Here is a 17,295-nt window from a genome sequence, read left to right as displayed (position 1 = left end):
TCAATCCATCGCCAACCCAAGATATCCTCCCTCGACTTCGGAAAGCGTTTTTTCTTTCAGCGCCTTTCCCATTCCAAATGGAATTTCAAGCTGAGAAAAAGGACCTATCGGCATTCTTAAATGATAAGTCTTCGCAGGCATTTTAGCAAGCACTGATGCCATAAGCTGCGGAAAATCCGATCGAGAGGACATTAACTCTGAAATCTGACAATCATCGTTTTCCGCATAAGCAAGTGCATAAGCGTTTTTCTGCGCAATCAAATGAGACCCATAAACCTCTCCGAACCGCACGGCTCTCCAAAACCCCTGTTTGTTCCAAAGTATAGACCCCGGAACTTCTCTCAAAATATGATTTCGAACCTGATTGAGCTTTGGAATATCCGGTAAATTATTTTGCGGCAAAAAGCCATCGGAAATTTTCTTCAACTCTTCATATGAAAAGTCCGCTTTTCCTACTTTAAAACAAGTGCTGTAACCAGAAAGCTCATAAAAATGATAAAGTCCCTCATTGGCAGGCAAAATAACAGAGTACCAATTTCCTCTTTCAAATCCGACCTGCTCTGCCCTACTAAGCAGCTGCTTCATTAGCCCTCGCCCACGATATTCCGGAAGGGTCGCACAGGCAAAGACATACTGAGCTGATACCTTTTGATCATTTCGAAGTGAAATTTTCCCCGGAAGCATTTGCAGCATCGAAACCGGTTTTCCCTCTTCTACCACTACAAGGCATTCTTCAGGATGAAAAAAATTCGTAAAATAAAATCTTGCCGCTCTTTTTTCTTCCTGAAACGCAATCTGCCAAAGAAAAATCAAATCTTTTAGCATAGACCAATCAGCAAAGCGAATCATTTTGCGGGCTCCTTTAACGATACTGCATATTTCTGCAGTAAAAAGGCTGGTTGATAAGAAAGCTTTGCTTTCCTCAAGCCTTCTAATCCCATATCTTCCTCACGGTTTACATAATCGTATTGTTCCAAATGACGTTGGGCAAATTCATGATTAATCACTGCATAAAGGCCATCGTATGGAAGTGCTTTTTCAAAATGCAGCAAAAACACTTTGGCGTTGATCTCTTCTCCAATCGTAAAAGCAGCTGGCTTTTCATTTACATAAATCAATCCACCTTGCAAATGAAGCGCCTCAAAATTTTGAAATGCTTTTTCCAAAGCTTCCATCTCTGCTTCAGGTCCATCATTATCCTGTTTCCATTTTATCGCAATTTCGCGGCAATCATTCATGTTATCCTGAGTAATCTCTTCATAACGCCATGCGTAAGAACGCTCAAATTTAGCAATGTGATTCCGCTTGCTGTGATATTTTCTCCCTGATAATGTGATCAAATCCTTCGTAGAATAAATGTAATCGGAGCCATTCCGATCAAAATCATATTCAAATCTTCCTGGAAAATCACGCTGCAGTTCTTCTATGCCTGGCTGCGTAATTCCCCACATTTTAAATGGAATCTTTTTTTCTTTTGCGTCTTCAATTAAAAGTTCCATTCCCTCATAGGGATTCTCCCCAATTGGAAAATTATACGCACAGCAATGCTTTCCAGAACAAAGAAAAACAAAATTTTCATGCCGACAAATTTTCGAATGATAAGTATGATTCCACAAAAACAGCGTTCCAAAAGCTGCTTCACTGCCCATCCACCCGCTTTGAGACAAAATGGGCTGTAACCATATTCGGTCTTCCAACGTAGGATAATTAAACGATAGCATATGCTGAAAACTCCTTATCTATCTTTTGGGTCATCTCGCGGTGAATTTCTTCCGGAGTACGCAAGCGGCCGTTTTCCACACAATGTATAATCTGCCACTGAAGAGTCTGAGCCGCAAACGCAGCTGACTCACGGCAGGCATGCTGAAAAGAACAATCTTTCTCATGGATATCTTTTTGGCTTTCATCCCCATGATATCTCTCATTTAAAAGCTGCTCTGATACTTCTTCGGGCATTTCCAAATAAAAAGTCAGATTCGGCTTCGGCAGTCCTAATTTTTCATATTCATAGTCTTCCAGCCATTTAAGAAATTCGCCCCATTTTTCTTTTTCAACTTTCGGAAGCTGAAAAACCAGGTTGCTGGTTGTATACCGATCCGCAATGATCAGGTCCCCCCGATCATACGCTTTTTTCCAATAACGCCTATAAGAAGCAAACCGGTCTACCGCATAAAAAGACGAAGCCGCATAAGCATTGACATCTCCCGGTTGATTTCCAAAATCACCGTTAAGATACATCTTTACAAGAGACGAGGAAGGACTCTCATAGTCTGGAAAAGAAATCTTCTGAAATACTATTTTCCGGGAAGACAGGGCTTCGCAAAGAAGCTTTGTCTGTGTTTCTTTTCCGCTTCCATCCAGGCCTTCTATTGCAATCAGTTTTCCAGCCAATTATTCTTCCCCGATTCCTTTAAAATACGAGCGCATTTCCTCTGCTTTTCCGCAGGACATTTTCCCCTCGGAACAAGCTCCACGCACGCAAGAAGGCCCTGAAACAGCAAAAAGATCCGGGGCAACTTTTTTAACAAGTGCCAACATCTGAATTGCTACATCACGAATCTCCCACTGTGCTCGATTACAACAACGCAAAGAGAAAAAGTGGCGAAGACTGCGTGCATTCATGGTACAAATCATCTTTGTCGTGCAGGCATTTGGAAGAACGAAACGTGCGTCTTCAATCGATTGTTTTTGAGCTTTAGAAGCCGCCTGCTTCGGAGAGAATCCTTTAGAGAGCCACTCTTTTTCATGCTTTTCTTTTAAAACAGCTGTCAGATGCTCATAATGTTCCTGGTCTTCTTCCATGGCTTTCAAAAATTCTTGTTTTGCTTCCGGGATGGATTCGATTTCCGGCGGAATCACATATTCAAAATGAGATTCTGCAACATATCTTTGACTCTGAACACTAAAACTTGCAATCCGGTGCCGAGTGATCTGAGCCATAAGAGAACGAGAAACGCCTTCAATGCCAAAAGTAAAAGAAGCATGTTCGATTGGGCTATCATGGCCTAAATCAGCCAGCATTTTCACAAACTGCGAAGTTTTTTCTTCGTCGAGCCCTTCCTGAATATTTTGGATGTTCGTCGGAGAATAGCAAAGTTTCGCTGCACTGGCGACGAGCTTTTCAGGCATAGGCGTATAGCAAAGCAATGTAACGATTGCCATCGAAAGTCCTCCTTTTGATATCTATTTTCCCATTTTTATTTTTATTATATCAAATTCCGACTACTCATTCAACCTAAAATTCTTTTTATAAAGTTTCGCACCATTTTTCGAAAATCTCATAAGATGGGATAAGCGAACTCCATGATGCTTTGATAGGAGGATTTTATATGCAACAAAACAATGAAGTACAGCAAAACGGCTGCTTTAAAGAAGCCGTCTGTGTTGATGCTCAGCGCGTCTACGACTCATGCAGTTCTAAAGACTGCCTGGAAGATCTACAGGTATTCTTTGCTACCAGCAAGCGCCCTACGATAGAGCACTGTGCAAGTGTCCGTCTGCGCAATGTGGATGTGATCACAACTTATGTCAATATGGAGCCAGTCCCATTTAACAAAGGTTTTTATTCTGTTGATATGACCTTTGTGTTTGATGTTTGCGTTGATGTCTATACGGCACCAGCTTCCTGCCCTGTTTCGGTAAACGGTCTTTCCCTGTTCACCAAAAAGGCAATCCTTTATGGCAGTGATGGAAATGTAAAACTCTTTACATCCGGTCATCCTTGTGATGATAGCGTTCCACCGGAAAATGGAAAAGTTCTTCCGAAAGCTGTTGTACAGGTTGCAGATCCTGTGGGCCTCTCTGCACGGGTCTGCGATGCTCGCCCTGGATGCGGCTGCAATTGCCAGGTACCAGAAGAAATCAGCAAACAATTTGGCGGCGACTTTGATGCGGAATGCGCAAGGAACATTTATATTACAATCGGATTGTTCTCAATTGTACAAATTGTGCGCAACGTTCAGATGCTGATCCCAGCTTATGATTTTTGCTTCCCGGCAAAAGAATGCGCCAACAGCAATAGTGACGACCCCTGCGAAATGTTTAAGAAGATCGACTTTCCTACCGACGAATTTTTCCCGCCCAAAGCCAGCGAGTGTGGATGCAATAAGGATTCTAACTAAAAGAAAGAAGCGGCAGACTTCTAAAATCTGCCGCTTCTTTTTTTATTCTTTTGTCAAACGAGCAAAATTCGCCATCAGTTTTTTTGTTCCAATGGAATCAAATGCAATTTCAAGAAGCATATCATTTCCCATTGGAGCAACAGACAATACCATTCCATGTCCAAAAGTCTTATGGCGCACGGAATCTCCGGGGGCAAACGTTACACCTGTAGGATGGCTCTTCAAAGACTGCGAAGGGCCAAACTTTCGTGAAGCTACTGTATCTGCTCTCTGACTGTCCTTTCTGGAAATCGGGAGAGATGTCCCTTCTTCGGGCTTTTTCCAAGATCTTGACTCTGTCTTTTCGGTCAACTCTGCCGGGATCTCTTCCAAAAAGCGACTGGGACGATTCCGCTGAGTGGTACCAAATATCATCCGGCTATTCGCATGCAGAATATAAAGTTCTTCCTTTGCCCTGGTAATCGCCACATAAGCAAGGCGCCGTTCTTCTTCGATCTCGTGCGGATTATAAATTGCCTGCATGCCCGGAAAAATTCCCTCTTCAAATCCTGGCAGAAATACGATTGGAAATTCCAGCCCTTTTGCCGAGTGCATCGTCATCATAACAACGGAATCGGCCTCTCCGTCATAATTATCAATATCCGTCATCAGAGAAACTTCTTCAAGGAATCCTTCCAGAGAAGCTTCTTCTCCATTATCTTCTTCATACTGCTGCAAATTGGAGCTTAATTCATTGATGTTTTCCAGCCGTTCCTGTGCTCCTTCTTCTACACCGACCTTCAGACTTGCTATGTAATCGGTCTTGTCTAACATTAATTCATAAAGTTCTTTAAGACCAATCTGGGGATCTTTCGCTGCCGGTATCAGTTCATTCATCATGGCGGAAAACTGCTGAAGTTTCGGAGCCGATCTGCTTAAAGAAGGATACTGGTCTGCATTGGAAATTACCGAAAATAGGGACTGATCCAATGCAGCTGCAATCTCGGCTGCCTGTGCAATTGTTTTATCCCCGATACTGCGTTTTGGCTGATTGATAATTCTTCTCAAACGAATTTCATCATTTGGATTATTGATTACGCTTAGGTAAGAAATCATATCGCGAATTTCCTTGCGTTCATAGAAGCGAAGCCCTCCAATAATCCGGTAAGGAATCCCCGATTTTACGAAATGACGTTCCAGCGTACTGGACTGCGAGTTCATACGATAAAGGATCGCATAATCGCTGAATTTTCTTTCTTTTGCAACACCGTCCAGAATCTCTTTCGAAATGTAATCCGCCTCATCCTGCTCACTTAAAGCGGAATGTACATGGACCAAACTCCCGGCAGGATTTTTTGTCCAAAGAGTTTTTCCTTTTCTTTCGGTATTATTGGAAATAACCGCATTTGCTGCATTCAAAATAGTTTGTGTAGAACGATAATTCTGTTCCAGACGAATTACCTTGGCATTTGGAAAAGTCTTTTCAAAACTCATAATATTTTCGATGGTAGCCCCACGAAATTTATAAATACTCTGATCATCATCACCGACCACACAGAGATTTTGATTCTTTTGTGCAAGCAAATTGATCAATAAGTACTGCGCATGGTTGGTATCTTGATACTCATCCACCATGATATAACGAAATTTATTCTGATAATATTCCAAGACATCTGAATGTTCCGAAAACAATTTGACAGCATTACAAATCAAATCATCAAAATCCATCGCATTTGCTTCCTTTAAACGGCGCTGATAAAGTTCATACGCCTTTCCGATGGAAAGCAGACGATTATCGTTTCCGGCAGCCTTCAAGTAATCTTGGGGAGGAATCACACTGTCCTTTGCATGAGAAATCTGATTGAGGACCGTCTTAATCGGAAGAATCTTCTCATCAATATGAAGCTCTTTTAGGCACTCTTTCATCAAACGTTTACTATCGTCGGTATCATAAATCGTAAAATGATTGCTATATCCGATTTTATCGCCATAACGGCGCAAAATTCTCGCACAGGTTGAATGAAACGTGCTGGCCCAAATTTCATTTCCGTCTTCTCCAAGCATAGACATCAGCCTGTTTTTCAGTTCCCCTGCGGCTTTATTCGTAAACGTAATCGCCAGGATCTGGTACGGATAGCATGATTCAGCTGCCAGATGAGACTGAATTGTCTGCGGAACCTCTTCTCCATTTTCCAGCGCAGAAGCGAGCGTTTTCTCCTCTTCTTCTGTAAAAGACCGCTGAAACCAGTCACTGTGATATGCGTTTCCAAACCGAATCAAATTAGCAATTCGGTTGACCAAAACAGTCGTCTTTCCGCTGCCTGCTCCCGCTAGAATTAAGAGTGGTCCTTTTACGCAAAAGACCGCCTCTTTCTGTCGATCATTCATCCTTGAAAACTGTTTTTCCAAAAATTCTTTTCTTAATTGTTCCCTACTTTTACTCATACAATCCCTCCGTGAATGAAAGGCCCGCACGCATTGCGTGTGCGAGCCTTTCTCTCCTATATAATCATATTATCAATTATTTAAGAATACTTAAAAAGGTTCCGGCCACTACTGCAGAATAAATGATTCCGGCCGCATTCGGCCCCATAGCATGCGTCAAAAGGAAGTTTTCAGGATTCTCCTCCTGCCCCACTTTCTGCGAAACGCGCGCTGCCATCGGTACTGCTGATACCCCTGCCGAACCAATTAAAGGATTGATTTTTCCATGCGTTGCCCGGCACAAAATTTTTCCAAAAAGGATTCCTCCCGCTGTTCCAATTTTGATAGCTATCAACCCCAGCAAAATAACCCCTAGTGTCTGTACGTTCAAAAAAGCTTTTCCAGTAGCTGTTGCGCCAACTGTAACACCTAAAAGTACAACCAGAATCGTCATCAATGTATTCTGAATTGTATCGGGCAGTTTCAAGATTGCACCGAATTCACGCACCAAATTTCCAAACATCAGCATTCCGACCAATGGAGCCGCATCCGGCAAAAGCAGCACAACTAAAATTGTAATAATAATTGGAAACAACATTTTTTCCAATTTAGAAACAGGTCTTAACGGTGTCATTACAATCATGCGCTCTTCTTTTGTTGTCAGTAGGCGCATAATCGGTGGCTGAATCATTGGGAGGAACGCTATATAAAAATAAGTAACAACTGCAATCGGCCCCAAAAGCTCCGGTGCCAATCGATTGGCCACAAAAACTACGGTTGAGCCGTCTGCTGCCCCAATCATTCCAATGGAACCAGCTTGACGAAGTGTAAATGAAAGGCCCGGAATTCCGAGATTTCCAATTAATACAGCTACGATAAAGGCTAAAAAAACACCAAGCTGTGCTGCAGCTCCCAGAATAAGACTCTTTGGACTCGCAATCAAAGGTCCAAAATCCATCATAGTACCAATGCAGAAAAAGATCAGCGGCGGATAGATGCCTAACTTTACCCCTTGATAAAGATAGTAAAACAAGCCCCCTGCTTGAGATACCTGTACATATTCTGCACCATTCATTGTGACGATAGGATACATAACGTTTACTCCGGGATGTGCTGCCATATACTGCATTAACGGCTGCATTTCGGATGAAGGTGCTGCCATAATCCCAGGAAACACATTGACTAAAAGCATCCCAAATGCAATCGGAAAAAGCAGTAAAGGCTCAAATCGCTTTGCTGCTGCAAAATAAAGCAATATGCAGGCAATTCCAATCATTATGTAATTTTTCCAATCATTAGAGGCAAAACCGGAAGAACTAAACATATTTTGAACCGAATTCCACAGGCCCTGTAAAATCCCCATACAAACGACCTTTCTTTATGATACAAACAAGGTCTCTTAACTATATTTAAAATGGACGCGTATTTTGGAAAATACCCGCCTGAGCCCATGCCGAACGTGAACGACGGTTTTTATGTTCTGTCTGATGTCTGCTGGATTTCTGCGGTTCTACTGAACGACTTACGTTCTGCACTGCAACTTCTGCTCCATATATTGTATAAATTGCTCCCGAAATTGCTGCCAAAACTTCTCCAGGAATCTGTACCTCTCGGGAGCTGGCTAATTCCGTCTGCGCTGCTGCAGAAAGGACCGCCAAAATTTCTCCGGAAATCTGCTGATTTGAAGTAAAAGGCCGATTCATTGTCTGAACTGCCACGGATGGTTCCCCCTTTCCCTTCTGAATGGAATTCTTTTTTGGCTCTTCACAAATCTTACAAGATCCTTCAGAACCTTGTTTAAGCTTCTGTACACTTGAATACGCTTCCATCACTACGAGTAAAAGAACCAAGACAGCAAAAACGACCACAATACCAGTTAACAAAACAGTAACTGAAATCTGATTGTCATTTACTGATGATTCTAATCTCATACACTTTTTACCCCCAAAAATGATGTTAGGTAAATTAATTTTTTGTGTTGTGATTAAAAAAGAACTGCGTTTATTATAACCGATTCCAGAAATGATTTCAATGAAATTCTATTTTAAAGTCCGAAAGGGCTCGTTAACCTTCAAAGTAAAATCGTCTATTTTCCATTGATTCTTTCTAAAAAAATGCTATAATAAAATTTATAAAACCATGAAAGGCAGTTTTTAAAATGACAAGTGATGAATTTCGCCATTCATTTAAAGGCAGCAAATATAATCTTGGGCTTGCCGTTTACAGCTGTGGGATTCAGCGCTGTGCTCCCAATCATTCTTGGGGGCCTGCCATCCGTGACCACTATTTAATCCATTATATTGTCAGCGGACACGGTACTTTTTCTGCCGAAGGAAAGAGTTGGCGCCTTTCTGCCGGACAAGTCTTTCTTGTAAAACCAAACGTAATTGCTTCTTACCGTGCAGACTCGGATTTTCCATGGGAATACTGCTGGGTTGGTTTTAATGGAAGTGATGCTCCTCATCTGATGGAGCAGACCGGTCTTCTGAGCGGTGGCCCTGTTTTTGATTGTGGAAAAGAAAACTCCTGCAAAGATCTGATCATGAAAATCATTTCAGTTTCGGGGTCTGGAGATAGTAATGAAGCCAAGATGGAAAGTTGCCTCTTGTGGTTTTTGTCCTATTTAATGGATCGCTTTGGAAAAAAAGCAGATACTTGTGAATCCGGATTTCACTACGTTCAGAAAGCAATGCGCTTTATTGACCGCAGCTATTCTATGCCAATCGGAATCGGCCAGATTGCAGCAAGCGCAGAAATTTCACGCAGTCATCTTTATCGGCTTTTTGTCCAATATCTGAAAATGCCGCCCAATGAATATTTGACGCACTATCGCCTACAAAAAGCACTTTTTTTCTTAAAGGAGAAAAAGTTAAGTGTAGGCGAAGCAGCATATTCCGCTGGATTTTCTGACCCATTATACTTTTCTCGGGTTTTTAAAAAGCATATGGGATTCCCACCCAGTCAATATATTAAGAATCCAATCATAGTAGAGGAGGAATCATAAATGAGCAAACCAACCGAGCGAATTTCTGAATGGTCTCAAAAAATCGAAAATTATCAAGCAGTCTCATGGGACCGACTTCCTGAAATTTATCTTTATATGGATCAAGTCCTTACTTTTATGGAAAAACAACTCTCTCTATTTGAACGGGATGAACACACGGGGTTGCTTTCTTCCAGTATGATTAACAACTATGTAAAGGCAGGGGTTCTGCCTCGCCCAAAATCCAAAAAATACAGCCGTTCTCACCTTGCCCTTTTGACAATTGTCTGCCTTTTAAAGCAAGTCCTTTCCCTTCAGGATATTCACGCTCTTTTAAAAACATCACTTGACACCCAAAGTGAAAGTGAACTTTATGATGCTTTTTGTAAAGCACAGAAAACATCGATTGAAGAAGTGTGCGAAAGAGTTGATAGTGCTGCCCAAAAAGGAGACTCGGCATTGACAAAGCTTGCAATGGATCTCTCGATTGAAGCAGACGCACGCAGAGTAGCAGCTGAACGAATCCTGAGCGAACAGCAAAAAGGAACCATCGAAAAAGATCTTGACAAATAGCCCTCGGAACGATTGGCTAAAATAAAATATTCTTTTCATGATCTAGAATTAAAAAATACCAAGACATATAGGAAACAAAAATTAAATTTGGCCATTTGAAAAATTCCTGTGCTCATCGTTTTGAGGGTCTCATAAGAGAGACATTCAAAAAAATGCAAGAATGAATTGATTTTAAATGAAAGCTATGCTATAATATTTTCATATTTGCCGCCATGGTAAAGCTAATGGATATAAAAAGCTTAAAATAGATATGCCGCTGTGGTGGAATCGGCAGACACAAGGGACTTAAAATCCCTCGGTAGCAATACCGTACCAGTTCAAGTCTGGTCAGCGGCACCAAATCGTTTCGATAGGAATGAGCATTTCGCTCCTATCGAAACGATTTTTTTATTAGGCATTGACAAATATCGATATTTCCCATATAATCGTGTAAACTATCAGTTTACTTAATTACATCTATGTGAAGTTTGAGGTGCATCAATGGGATACAACGACAGGAAACGACAAGAGAAAGAAATCAAGCGAAAAGATATTATCAATGCTGCAGAACGAGTCTTTTTTTCCAGAGGGTTTGAAAATGCATCGATGGATGAGGTGGCCAAAGAAGCAGAGTTTAGCAAACGGACTGTCTACCTCTATTTCAACAGCAAGGAACAAATCTATTTTGAAATCATGATCAGAGGGTACCGATTGATGATTCAAATGATCGAAAACAGTTTCCAAACAAAACCGCCACGAAACGCCTTGGAAGAATTGCGCAACATCTTTTTCACGTTTTTTGAATTTAGCCGAGATTACCCGGAATATTTTAAGGCAATCATGGAATATGAAACAAAAGATTCGAATGACCAGCTTAGCGTGAAGGACGAATCCAAAGCGGAATGCTATCGGTTAGGCGAAATGATTTTCGGATATCTTTTTCGTGCACTGCAAAAGGGCGTTGCAGAAGGCACCCTCCGCAGTGGGCTTGATACCGAACAAGCTGCCTTAATTTTATGGGCATGTACAATCGGAGTTTACAACACGGGAAAGAAAAAAGGCGATTATATAAAAAATTATCACGGTGTTGACCCCAATGAGTTTATCTCGGAATCCTTTCAGTTGATTATGCGACTGATTGACAGGAATGGAGAAAATAAAAATGAAAAGGGCGTTTAAAATAGGAAGTTTTATTTTAGCAGGCATTGCCGTGTTATGTCTCATCTTAATAATCATACTTTACTGTATTAGTGGAGGATCTATGAAGCAAACATATATGGAACCTTGGTCAAAAAATTATGCCGAAAAGTATTCTGATCCAAGAGTACGTCTTGCGGCCGCCGGTTTGCTTGCAGCAAGCAATCATAATATGCAGCCCTGGAAAATCCGCCTCGACGAATCTGATCCTATGGTATTTTATCTTTACGCCGACAGCTCACGTACAACGAAAGAAGTCGATCCATATGCTCGGCAGATGATGATTTCACAGGGAACATTTCTAGAATATGTCGCTGTGGCGGGTGAAAAAGAAGGTTACCACGCGGATATCGCCCTTTTCCCAGACGGCACATACGACGAATCCAATCTTGCAGAAAGCATGGATTCAAATCCGGTTGCAAAGATTACACTTACAAAGACACAGCCCCAAAGCAGTGCGATTTATGACACCCTTTTTCTGCCGGATACCAACAGAGAAGCTTATCAGCCGGGAAAGCTAACTGATTCACAGGTCTCGGCTATCGAATCGCTTTCCTCTATGAGCAACGTTTCCATCAAACTGTATCAAGATCAGAAAGATCTCAGCAATATCGGCAATTTTGCCTTGCAAAGTGCAACAATTGAGGCAGGCGTCACCCGTGTAATGGATGAATCAAACGCCATTTTTCGGGCAAACGAATATCAGAAAAATGAATACCGTTACGGCTATTCAGTGGAGGGACAAGGCACTTCCGGCTTTATGAAAAATATTTTACAAGGACTGGTTACGCTCTTTCCATCCATGAACACGGGAAAATCCGCCTCTCAGAATTTTATTAACTCTACCAAAACATCCGTCGAACACACTCCCGCATACGCTATGATCATAACCACTGGAAATACTCGCCTCGAGCAAGTTGAAAGCGGAATGACTTACAGCAAGCTGGTACTGACTGGACACACACTAGACTTAGCGATGCAGCCTCTCAGCCAAGTGCTGGAAGAGTATCCCGAAATGGAATCTCCTTATACCGAATTTAAAGAGGCCTATGCACCGGATGGCGGTACCGTACAAATGCTCTTTCGCGTTGGTGCTGCTACCAAAAGTGTTCCACTAAGTATGCGACGTGACGTGCAAAGCCTTATAAAATCTAATTAAACAAGCTTAACTTGTATAAAAATGGCTCCTCACAAATGTGGGGAGCATTTTTTGTGTGTAAAGCACCGAAAGCAATGGCTTACGGTGCTTTTTAAGTGATTTATTGGTTTATTTTTTTTATTAGGATAAACTATCATAAATTTCACTCAGATTTGATTTCATGCGGTCCAGATAGGTTTTTTCATCTTCGTTGCTCTCAATTGTGTAGATTTGTTCAACCTTTGCACCAACTTGATCAGCAAGTGTCTGAGAAACAGCAGGACTAACCATATCTTCAACAAAAATTGTTTTTACATGATTCTTTTTGCAGTCATCTACAAGTCCCGCTAACTTCTGCGCACTTGGCTCTCCTTCTGCAAATACGTCTTCCACGCTGTTTTGCTCTAATCCAAAATCTCTGCACAAATAAGCAAAAGCGGCATGTCCGGTCACAAAGCTCTTGTTTTGGGCAGCTTGAAATTTCGTATTGTATTCTGAATACAAACTTTCCAACTGCGAAACAAAATCATCACAGTTCTGTTTAAAATAATCAGCAGATGCGGGATCTGCCTTTATTAATCCATCTCGAATATTTGCGGCCTCTATTTCAGCACCTTTTAAACTGATCCAAATATGAGGATCATATTGTCCATGCTCTTTTATCTCATCAGCATCTGTATTTTGAATCGGTGTCGCGCCCTTGGAAGCTTCAACTGCAACCAAATTTTTATTGTCGGCTGCTTTAACTGCCTGGTCCGCCCAGGATTCCATGCCAAAACCATTATAAACAAAGACTTGTGCAGAACTTAATCCGGCAAGGTCCTGTGCTTTCGGCTCAAAATCGTGTGGTTCCGTGCCATCCGGAATAATCGTTGAAACATCCACTCTGTCTTTACCGACAGCCTCAGTGAATTCCTTCATTGCATTAAACGTCACAGATACTTTAACTTTTTCACTTTTCGTTGTGCTTGCCTGATTGGCAACACTGCTGCTAATGTTGCTCCCAGCGGTACTGTTGTTTGTACTGCCACAGGCCGAAAGAGCCGGAACAATAAGCAAACTTAATAATAAGGCAACTATTTTTTTAGACATTTTGCTTTGACCCCCAAAATTTTACTTGCAAATGACTGTCATTTGCATTTATAATAGTCTTAACACAATGTCTTTGTCAAGAGAAAATTTAAAGGTGGGTGTTTTTTACGATTGAAACAAGCGAATTGTATTTTTCCTATACTGGTTTACCTCCGTACTTATTAAATGGAATTGACCTGGAAATAAAAGATGGTGACTACGTCTCAATATTAGGCGAAAACGGCTGCGGAAAAAGTACCCTTATGAAATTGATTTTAGGATTTTTAAAACCAACCAAAGGAATGATTGTCATACACGCAAAACGGATTGGATATGTTCCTCAAAAAAACGATTTCTCGAATTCCGGTTTTCCTATCACCGTTTATGAAACGCTAAACGCTTACCGAAAGCTTTTAAAAATCAAAAATAAAGAGGTAATCTCTGACATCTTACAAAAAGTCGGTATGAATTCCTTTTCAAATTCTTTAATGGGAACGCTTTCGGGAGGACAAAGTCAAAAAATATTGATCGCACGAGCGTTAATGGGAAATCCTGATTTACTTATTTTAGATGAACCATCTACAGGCGTAGATGTCGGCAGTCAGAAGGAAATCTATTATTTTCTTACCAGCATCAATAAAAAAAACGGCATCACGATTGTTTCTGTAGAACACAATCTTGATGCTGCTATTTCAAACTCTACACTAATTTATCATCTGAGTAACGGGAAAGGTCACCTCTGCACTCCGGAAAAATATACTGCTGAATTTTTAAAGAATGAATGAATCATTAGGAAGGATCCATTAGAATGTTAAATTATAGTTTCATGCAAAACGCTCTGTTTGTATCTGTTTTCATTTCCATACTTTGTCCATGTATCGGAATTTTTTTAGTACTCCGACGATATTCCATGATAGGAGATACTTTGTCACATGCATCCCTTGCCGGTATTACAATTGGATTATTGTGTAATCAAAGCCCAATTCTTGGCGCTTTTGTTTTCACTTCAATCTGCGGAGCTTTAATCGAATTTCTGCGGACCTATTTTAAAAAATATACCGACCTGATTTTAACAATCGTACTTTCGCTCAGTGTTGGCATTGCCATTACAATCATCAGTTCCGGAAAGCTCCATGCTAATGCAGACTCTTTTTTGTTCGGAAGCGTTTTGACTGTTACAGAATTTGATATGATCACCGTATTCGTCCTTAGCGTCATTTCGGTTTGCACTCTCATTTTTCTATATAACCAAATGCTCTATATTGCTTATGATGAGGAAGCCGCAAAAATAGCAGGTGTAAAAGTAAAATTGATTAATTATGTGTTTTCAATCCTCGTTGCATCGGCAATTTCAGTTTCAATCCGCATTGTCGGCGTCCTGGTATTAAGTTCTATGATTGCTCTTCCGGTCGCTACTGCGCTGCAACTTGGAAAAGGATTTAAACTAACGCTTATTTTTTCCATCGTGTTCAGCATGATAGATATTTTATCCGGACTGTTTATTTCATACTACTTAAACGTAGCACCAGGAGGATTTACCGCCCTAGTCTCCGTCTCCATCCTTGTGATTGTCATTCTAGTCCGAAGAATCGCATTCCAAATAAAAATGAAGGCAGTATAAAAGTCACTATTCTCTTTTCCCCCACTTTGGCACAAAAGAGCGAATCTATTCCTTTTTTTCTCTTTTTCTAATACAATCCTGACAGTATCCATAAATCTCAATATGGTGGCTTTTAACATCGAATCCATATTTAGATTTCATGATCTGATCAAATTGACCATAAGGACAGTCATCAATCGGAATGATTTTATTACAGCCAAGGCAAATCGCATGATGCGTATGCTCAGACTTCATATATTCATATCTAGCAACACCATCATCTGTTAAATTCACTTTTGACAGAATCCCTTTTTCCGTCAATGTTTCACAAGTCCGATAAACAGTAGATAAACTTAGCTTCCTATTATTTTGATATAAAACAGAAAAAATTTCGTCGACCGTTTTGGGTGATGAATCTTTCAGAACTTCAAGAACTAAAATTCTTGTCTTCGTCCTTTTTAAATTTCTATTTGTCAATAAATTTTCAAATTCGTTTTGATTTGGCAAATTTTTCACCTCTTATACAATCCCTAATATTGGATTCAATATCGTCACCTTTGATATTTACGACATTATTTATTATGTCATTTTCATCACTCTTCGTCAATACATTCTTATCTGATCATTTTTAATCGTATTATAAAAAGGCTGCCGAATAACAGGCAGCCTTAATTGATTGTTTTAAGAAAATTTTATTTAAATGTTACTGAATGCTGCTATAATTGGAAACTCAACTGTCACTTTATCCTTCAAGATGCTGCAGGCAGGTAAATTTGGAATCCTCAACAAGTATTTGCGTGCATTCGTCGGACTATAAAATAAAACATTTCCATAATCGGTCATGATTTTTTTATGGTTTTTGCTATCAATATACTTGGTGCGAATTTCATATCCGGCGGCAATCATTACAACATGATTCCATTCAAATTGCCGCACACCATTATAATAAACGCGTGACTCAACACTGCGTGCATCGGTTATTTGAAAAGTTTTATAGACATGTTCGCAGATACAATGATATTTACGCTGTACTGTAATTTTGCAAGGGTTACTGACCGAATTGATAACCTTTCCTTGATACATCCCCTTAACACGCGCCACATTTATAAATTCTCGCATATTGACACCTACCTCACAATTGATAGATCACTTGCCCATTATAAATTTACTGTTACGCTGAATTGTATTTTATAAATTTGTGCAGGATCAAGATCACCAATATTGATGCTGTCCGCAGGGTTTTCATCGCTCAAAGCTTCTGTATCATTCTTTAAGGTTGAGTTTGATTTATAATTCATTCCAGCTGGGAATGGACTTGTAACAACAATATCATTGATTTTGACATTTCCCGTATTTTTAATAGTCAAGCTAAATACAATCTCTTCATCGTCTTCTGTTACAAATGTTTTATCTGCCGTCTCAATGATCTGAAGATCTGCTTTTGCAATATTGGTCACAGCTATGCTTGGTTCTGTTCTTCCGGTATATTCACTGCCCATTTGGTCCCTAAACTTAATCTCAGCAATAGAGTCGTTCACAACATCGCCGGTTTCTCCTTCATTGATTGTTACCTCATATTCCAATACTGCTGATGTTCCTTTAGGAACACTTCCAACAGACATTTCATTTGGACTTGTAATAGAAATTCCAGTTTCCAGCGTTTCATCAAGCTGAGGTGTGGGGATAATAGAATCTTTTACCAAAGTCGTCTTTGAGCACAATTCGCTTATAATTTTAACGTCATATAGATCAACAGAAGAATCATTCTGCAAGGTTACGGTATATTTTATTCTTTCTCCATCATTGTCAAATTCCTTATCTGCGGATTCTTTTACAACAGCTTTCACTACATCAGTAATAATAACATTACTAATGGCTCTAATCGATTGAGGACTCTCCCCCTCTTTTACACTTACCGATCCAGTTGCCGTTGCACCAACTTTAAATGGGGAAAAACTCATATTTGAATCTGTTTGCTTTTCTGACATATAAAAACCTCCTTTTAAATTTCAATAAAATATCACTGAAGGCACGCATCATGAATATCATGATTTATACGTAACTCAATTAATATCTCATGAAATTCAATTAAAAAATTAATTAATCTTCTCTCATAATATATGTTTTGTTGTTTAAAAAGTTATAGGGCAAATCTCAATACTAGCTGTTTCTATGATTTGATTCATCACAAACTAGTTGTTCATTAGAAAAATGAAATAAAAAGGGGCTC

Annotated in this window: 18 protein-coding genes and 1 tRNA gene; 8 read left to right on the top strand and 11 right to left on the bottom strand. The window is 40.2% G+C overall.

The features are described from left to right. From OP489_RS05475 to thyX, 4 genes are read right to left on the bottom strand one after another with little or no spacing between them, the layout of a single operon-like run. Positions 1 to 849: a GNAT family N-acetyltransferase gene (locus OP489_RS05475; protein WP_266163324.1), complete on the bottom strand. Its 849-nt coding sequence runs from the start codon at positions 847 to 849 to the stop codon at positions 1 to 3. Continuing rightward, entirely contained in the window at positions 846 to 1,721 is an 876-nt protein-coding gene (locus OP489_RS05470) for a DUF2156 domain-containing protein (protein ID WP_266163323.1), read from the bottom strand. The genes OP489_RS05475 and OP489_RS05470 overlap by 4 nt, the downstream gene beginning before the upstream one ends. Next, on the bottom strand, positions 1,708 to 2,391 hold the full coding sequence (locus tag OP489_RS05465; protein WP_266163322.1) for a dTMP kinase: 684 nt from the start codon (positions 2,389 to 2,391) through the stop codon (positions 1,708 to 1,710). Before OP489_RS05465 ends, OP489_RS05470 begins: the two co-directional genes overlap by 14 nt. After that, positions 2,392 to 3,162: an FAD-dependent thymidylate synthase gene (thyX, locus tag OP489_RS05460; RefSeq protein ID WP_266163321.1), complete on the bottom strand. Its 771-nt coding sequence runs from the start codon at positions 3,160 to 3,162 to the stop codon at positions 2,392 to 2,394. Positions 3,163 to 3,329: 167 nt separating this feature from the next. Between thyX and OP489_RS05455 the strand changes: the two genes are divergently transcribed. Beyond that, positions 3,330 to 4,121, top strand: a complete 792-nt coding sequence (locus OP489_RS05455) for a hypothetical protein (RefSeq protein ID WP_266163320.1) — start codon at positions 3,330 to 3,332, stop codon at positions 4,119 to 4,121. A gap of 42 nt (positions 4,122 to 4,163) precedes the next feature. Here the strand turns inward: OP489_RS05455 and OP489_RS05450 are convergent, their stop codons facing one another. The 3 genes from OP489_RS05450 to OP489_RS05440 all read right to left on the bottom strand — a co-directional run bounded on the left by OP489_RS05450 (position 4,164) and on the right by OP489_RS05440 (position 8,455). Beyond that, positions 4,164 to 6,545: an ATP-dependent helicase gene (locus OP489_RS05450; protein WP_266163319.1), complete on the bottom strand. Its 2,382-nt coding sequence runs from the start codon at positions 6,543 to 6,545 to the stop codon at positions 4,164 to 4,166. A gap of 76 nt (positions 6,546 to 6,621) precedes the next feature. Continuing rightward, entirely contained in the window at positions 6,622 to 7,887 is a 1,266-nt protein-coding gene (locus OP489_RS05445; protein ID WP_266163317.1) for a sodium ion-translocating decarboxylase subunit beta, read from the bottom strand. Between the two features lie 46 nt (positions 7,888 to 7,933). Then, on the bottom strand, positions 7,934 to 8,455 hold the full coding sequence (locus OP489_RS05440; protein ID WP_266163316.1) for an OadG family transporter subunit: 522 nt from the start codon (positions 8,453 to 8,455) through the stop codon (positions 7,934 to 7,936). A gap of 227 nt (positions 8,456 to 8,682) precedes the next feature. Between OP489_RS05440 and OP489_RS05435 the strand changes: the two genes are divergently transcribed. The 5 genes from OP489_RS05435 (at position 8,683) to OP489_RS05415 (ending at position 12,415) form a co-directional block, all read left to right on the top strand. Then, a complete protein-coding gene (locus tag OP489_RS05435; RefSeq protein ID WP_266163315.1) occupies positions 8,683 to 9,528 on the top strand; it encodes an AraC family transcriptional regulator in 846 nt (281 codons plus the stop codon). After that, complete coding sequence (locus OP489_RS05430) at positions 9,529 to 10,080, top strand: DUF1836 domain-containing protein (protein ID WP_266163314.1); 552 nt, start codon at positions 9,529 to 9,531, stop codon at positions 10,078 to 10,080. It abuts the gene before it with no gap. Between the two features lie 252 nt (positions 10,081 to 10,332). Continuing rightward, positions 10,333 to 10,419: transfer RNA gene (locus OP489_RS05425), tRNA-Leu, on the top strand. A gap of 141 nt (positions 10,420 to 10,560) precedes the next feature. Continuing rightward, entirely contained in the window at positions 10,561 to 11,238 is a 678-nt protein-coding gene (locus OP489_RS05420) for a TetR/AcrR family transcriptional regulator (RefSeq protein WP_266163313.1), read from the top strand. Between the two features lie 82 nt (positions 11,239 to 11,320). Next, the gene (locus OP489_RS05415) at positions 11,321 to 12,415 is read left to right on the top strand and encodes an Acg family FMN-binding oxidoreductase (RefSeq protein ID WP_266163312.1); all 1,095 of its coding nucleotides are present in this window, start codon (positions 11,321 to 11,323) and stop codon (positions 12,413 to 12,415) included. 120 nt (positions 12,416 to 12,535) lie between these two features. Here the strand turns inward: OP489_RS05415 and OP489_RS05410 are convergent, their stop codons facing one another. Further along, a complete protein-coding gene (locus tag OP489_RS05410; RefSeq protein WP_266163311.1) occupies positions 12,536 to 13,486 on the bottom strand; it encodes a metal ABC transporter substrate-binding protein in 951 nt (316 codons plus the stop codon). 98 nt (positions 13,487 to 13,584) lie between these two features. Here OP489_RS05410 and OP489_RS05405 point away from each other — a divergent pair, with 98 nt between their 5' ends. Continuing rightward, positions 13,585 to 14,250, top strand: a complete 666-nt coding sequence (locus OP489_RS05405) for a metal ABC transporter ATP-binding protein (protein WP_266163310.1) — start codon at positions 13,585 to 13,587, stop codon at positions 14,248 to 14,250. Positions 14,251 to 14,273: 23 nt separating this feature from the next. Next, entirely contained in the window at positions 14,274 to 15,086 is an 813-nt protein-coding gene (locus tag OP489_RS05400) for a metal ABC transporter permease (RefSeq protein WP_266163309.1), read from the top strand. Between the two features lie 45 nt (positions 15,087 to 15,131). Here OP489_RS05400 and OP489_RS05395 read toward each other — a convergent pair whose 3' ends face one another. From OP489_RS05395 to OP489_RS05385, 3 genes are all read right to left on the bottom strand, one after another. Continuing rightward, a complete protein-coding gene (locus tag OP489_RS05395) occupies positions 15,132 to 15,572 on the bottom strand; it encodes a Fur family transcriptional regulator (RefSeq protein WP_266163308.1) in 441 nt (146 codons plus the stop codon). A gap of 189 nt (positions 15,573 to 15,761) precedes the next feature. Next, entirely contained in the window at positions 15,762 to 16,184 is a 423-nt protein-coding gene (locus tag OP489_RS05390; protein ID WP_266163307.1) for a hypothetical protein, read from the bottom strand. 38 nt (positions 16,185 to 16,222) lie between these two features. Further along, positions 16,223 to 17,053 (bottom strand): hypothetical protein, encoded by an 831-nt coding sequence (locus OP489_RS05385; RefSeq protein ID WP_266163305.1) that lies wholly within the window; start codon positions 17,051 to 17,053, stop codon positions 16,223 to 16,225. Positions 17,054 to 17,295 lie beyond the last annotated feature (242 nt).

It is taken from the genome of Caproicibacterium sp. BJN0003 (genome assembly GCF_026314295.1).
Classification (GTDB): Bacteria; Bacillota; Clostridia; order Oscillospirales; family Acutalibacteraceae; genus Caproicibacterium.
Note: the sequence above shows the minus strand (reverse complement) of the source record. Positions and strands in the feature narration are given on the sequence as shown.

Bases quoted from the DNA above. Each gene is read 5' to 3' on its own strand.
- OP489_RS05435 (WP_266163315.1), top strand. From the start codon at position 8,683: ATGACAAGTGATGAATTTCGCCATTCATTTAAAGGCAGCAAATATAAT.
- OP489_RS05430 (WP_266163314.1), top strand. From the start codon at position 9,529: ATGAGCAAACCAACCGAGCGAATTTCTGAATGGTCTCAAAAAATCGAA.
- OP489_RS05445 (WP_266163317.1), bottom strand. From the start codon at position 7,887: ATGGGGATTTTACAGGGCCTGTGGAATTCGGTTCAAAATATGTTTAGT.
- OP489_RS05450 (WP_266163319.1), bottom strand. From the start codon at position 6,545: ATGAGTAAAAGTAGGGAACAATTAAGAAAAGAATTTTTGGAAAAACAG.
- OP489_RS05390 (WP_266163307.1), bottom strand. From the start codon at position 16,184: ATGCGAGAATTTATAAATGTGGCGCGTGTTAAGGGGATGTATCAAGGA.
- OP489_RS05470 (WP_266163323.1), bottom strand. From the start codon at position 1,721: ATGCTATCGTTTAATTATCCTACGTTGGAAGACCGAATATGGTTACAG.
- OP489_RS05415 (WP_266163312.1), top strand. From the start codon at position 11,321: ATGAAGCAAACATATATGGAACCTTGGTCAAAAAATTATGCCGAAAAG.
- thyX (WP_266163321.1), bottom strand. From the start codon at position 3,162: ATGGCAATCGTTACATTGCTTTGCTATACGCCTATGCCTGAAAAGCTC.
- OP489_RS05440 (WP_266163316.1), bottom strand. From the start codon at position 8,455: ATGAGATTAGAATCATCAGTAAATGACAATCAGATTTCAGTTACTGTT.
- OP489_RS05410 (WP_266163311.1), bottom strand. From the start codon at position 13,486: ATGTCTAAAAAAATAGTTGCCTTATTATTAAGTTTGCTTATTGTTCCG.
- OP489_RS05475 (WP_266163324.1), bottom strand. From the start codon at position 849: ATGATTCGCTTTGCTGATTGGTCTATGCTAAAAGATTTGATTTTTCTT.
- OP489_RS05455 (WP_266163320.1), top strand. From the start codon at position 3,330: ATGCAACAAAACAATGAAGTACAGCAAAACGGCTGCTTTAAAGAAGCC.
- OP489_RS05385 (WP_266163305.1), bottom strand. From the start codon at position 17,053: ATGTCAGAAAAGCAAACAGATTCAAATATGAGTTTTTCCCCATTTAAA.
- OP489_RS05400 (WP_266163309.1), top strand. From the start codon at position 14,274: ATGTTAAATTATAGTTTCATGCAAAACGCTCTGTTTGTATCTGTTTTC.
- OP489_RS05420 (WP_266163313.1), top strand. From the start codon at position 10,561: ATGGGATACAACGACAGGAAACGACAAGAGAAAGAAATCAAGCGAAAA.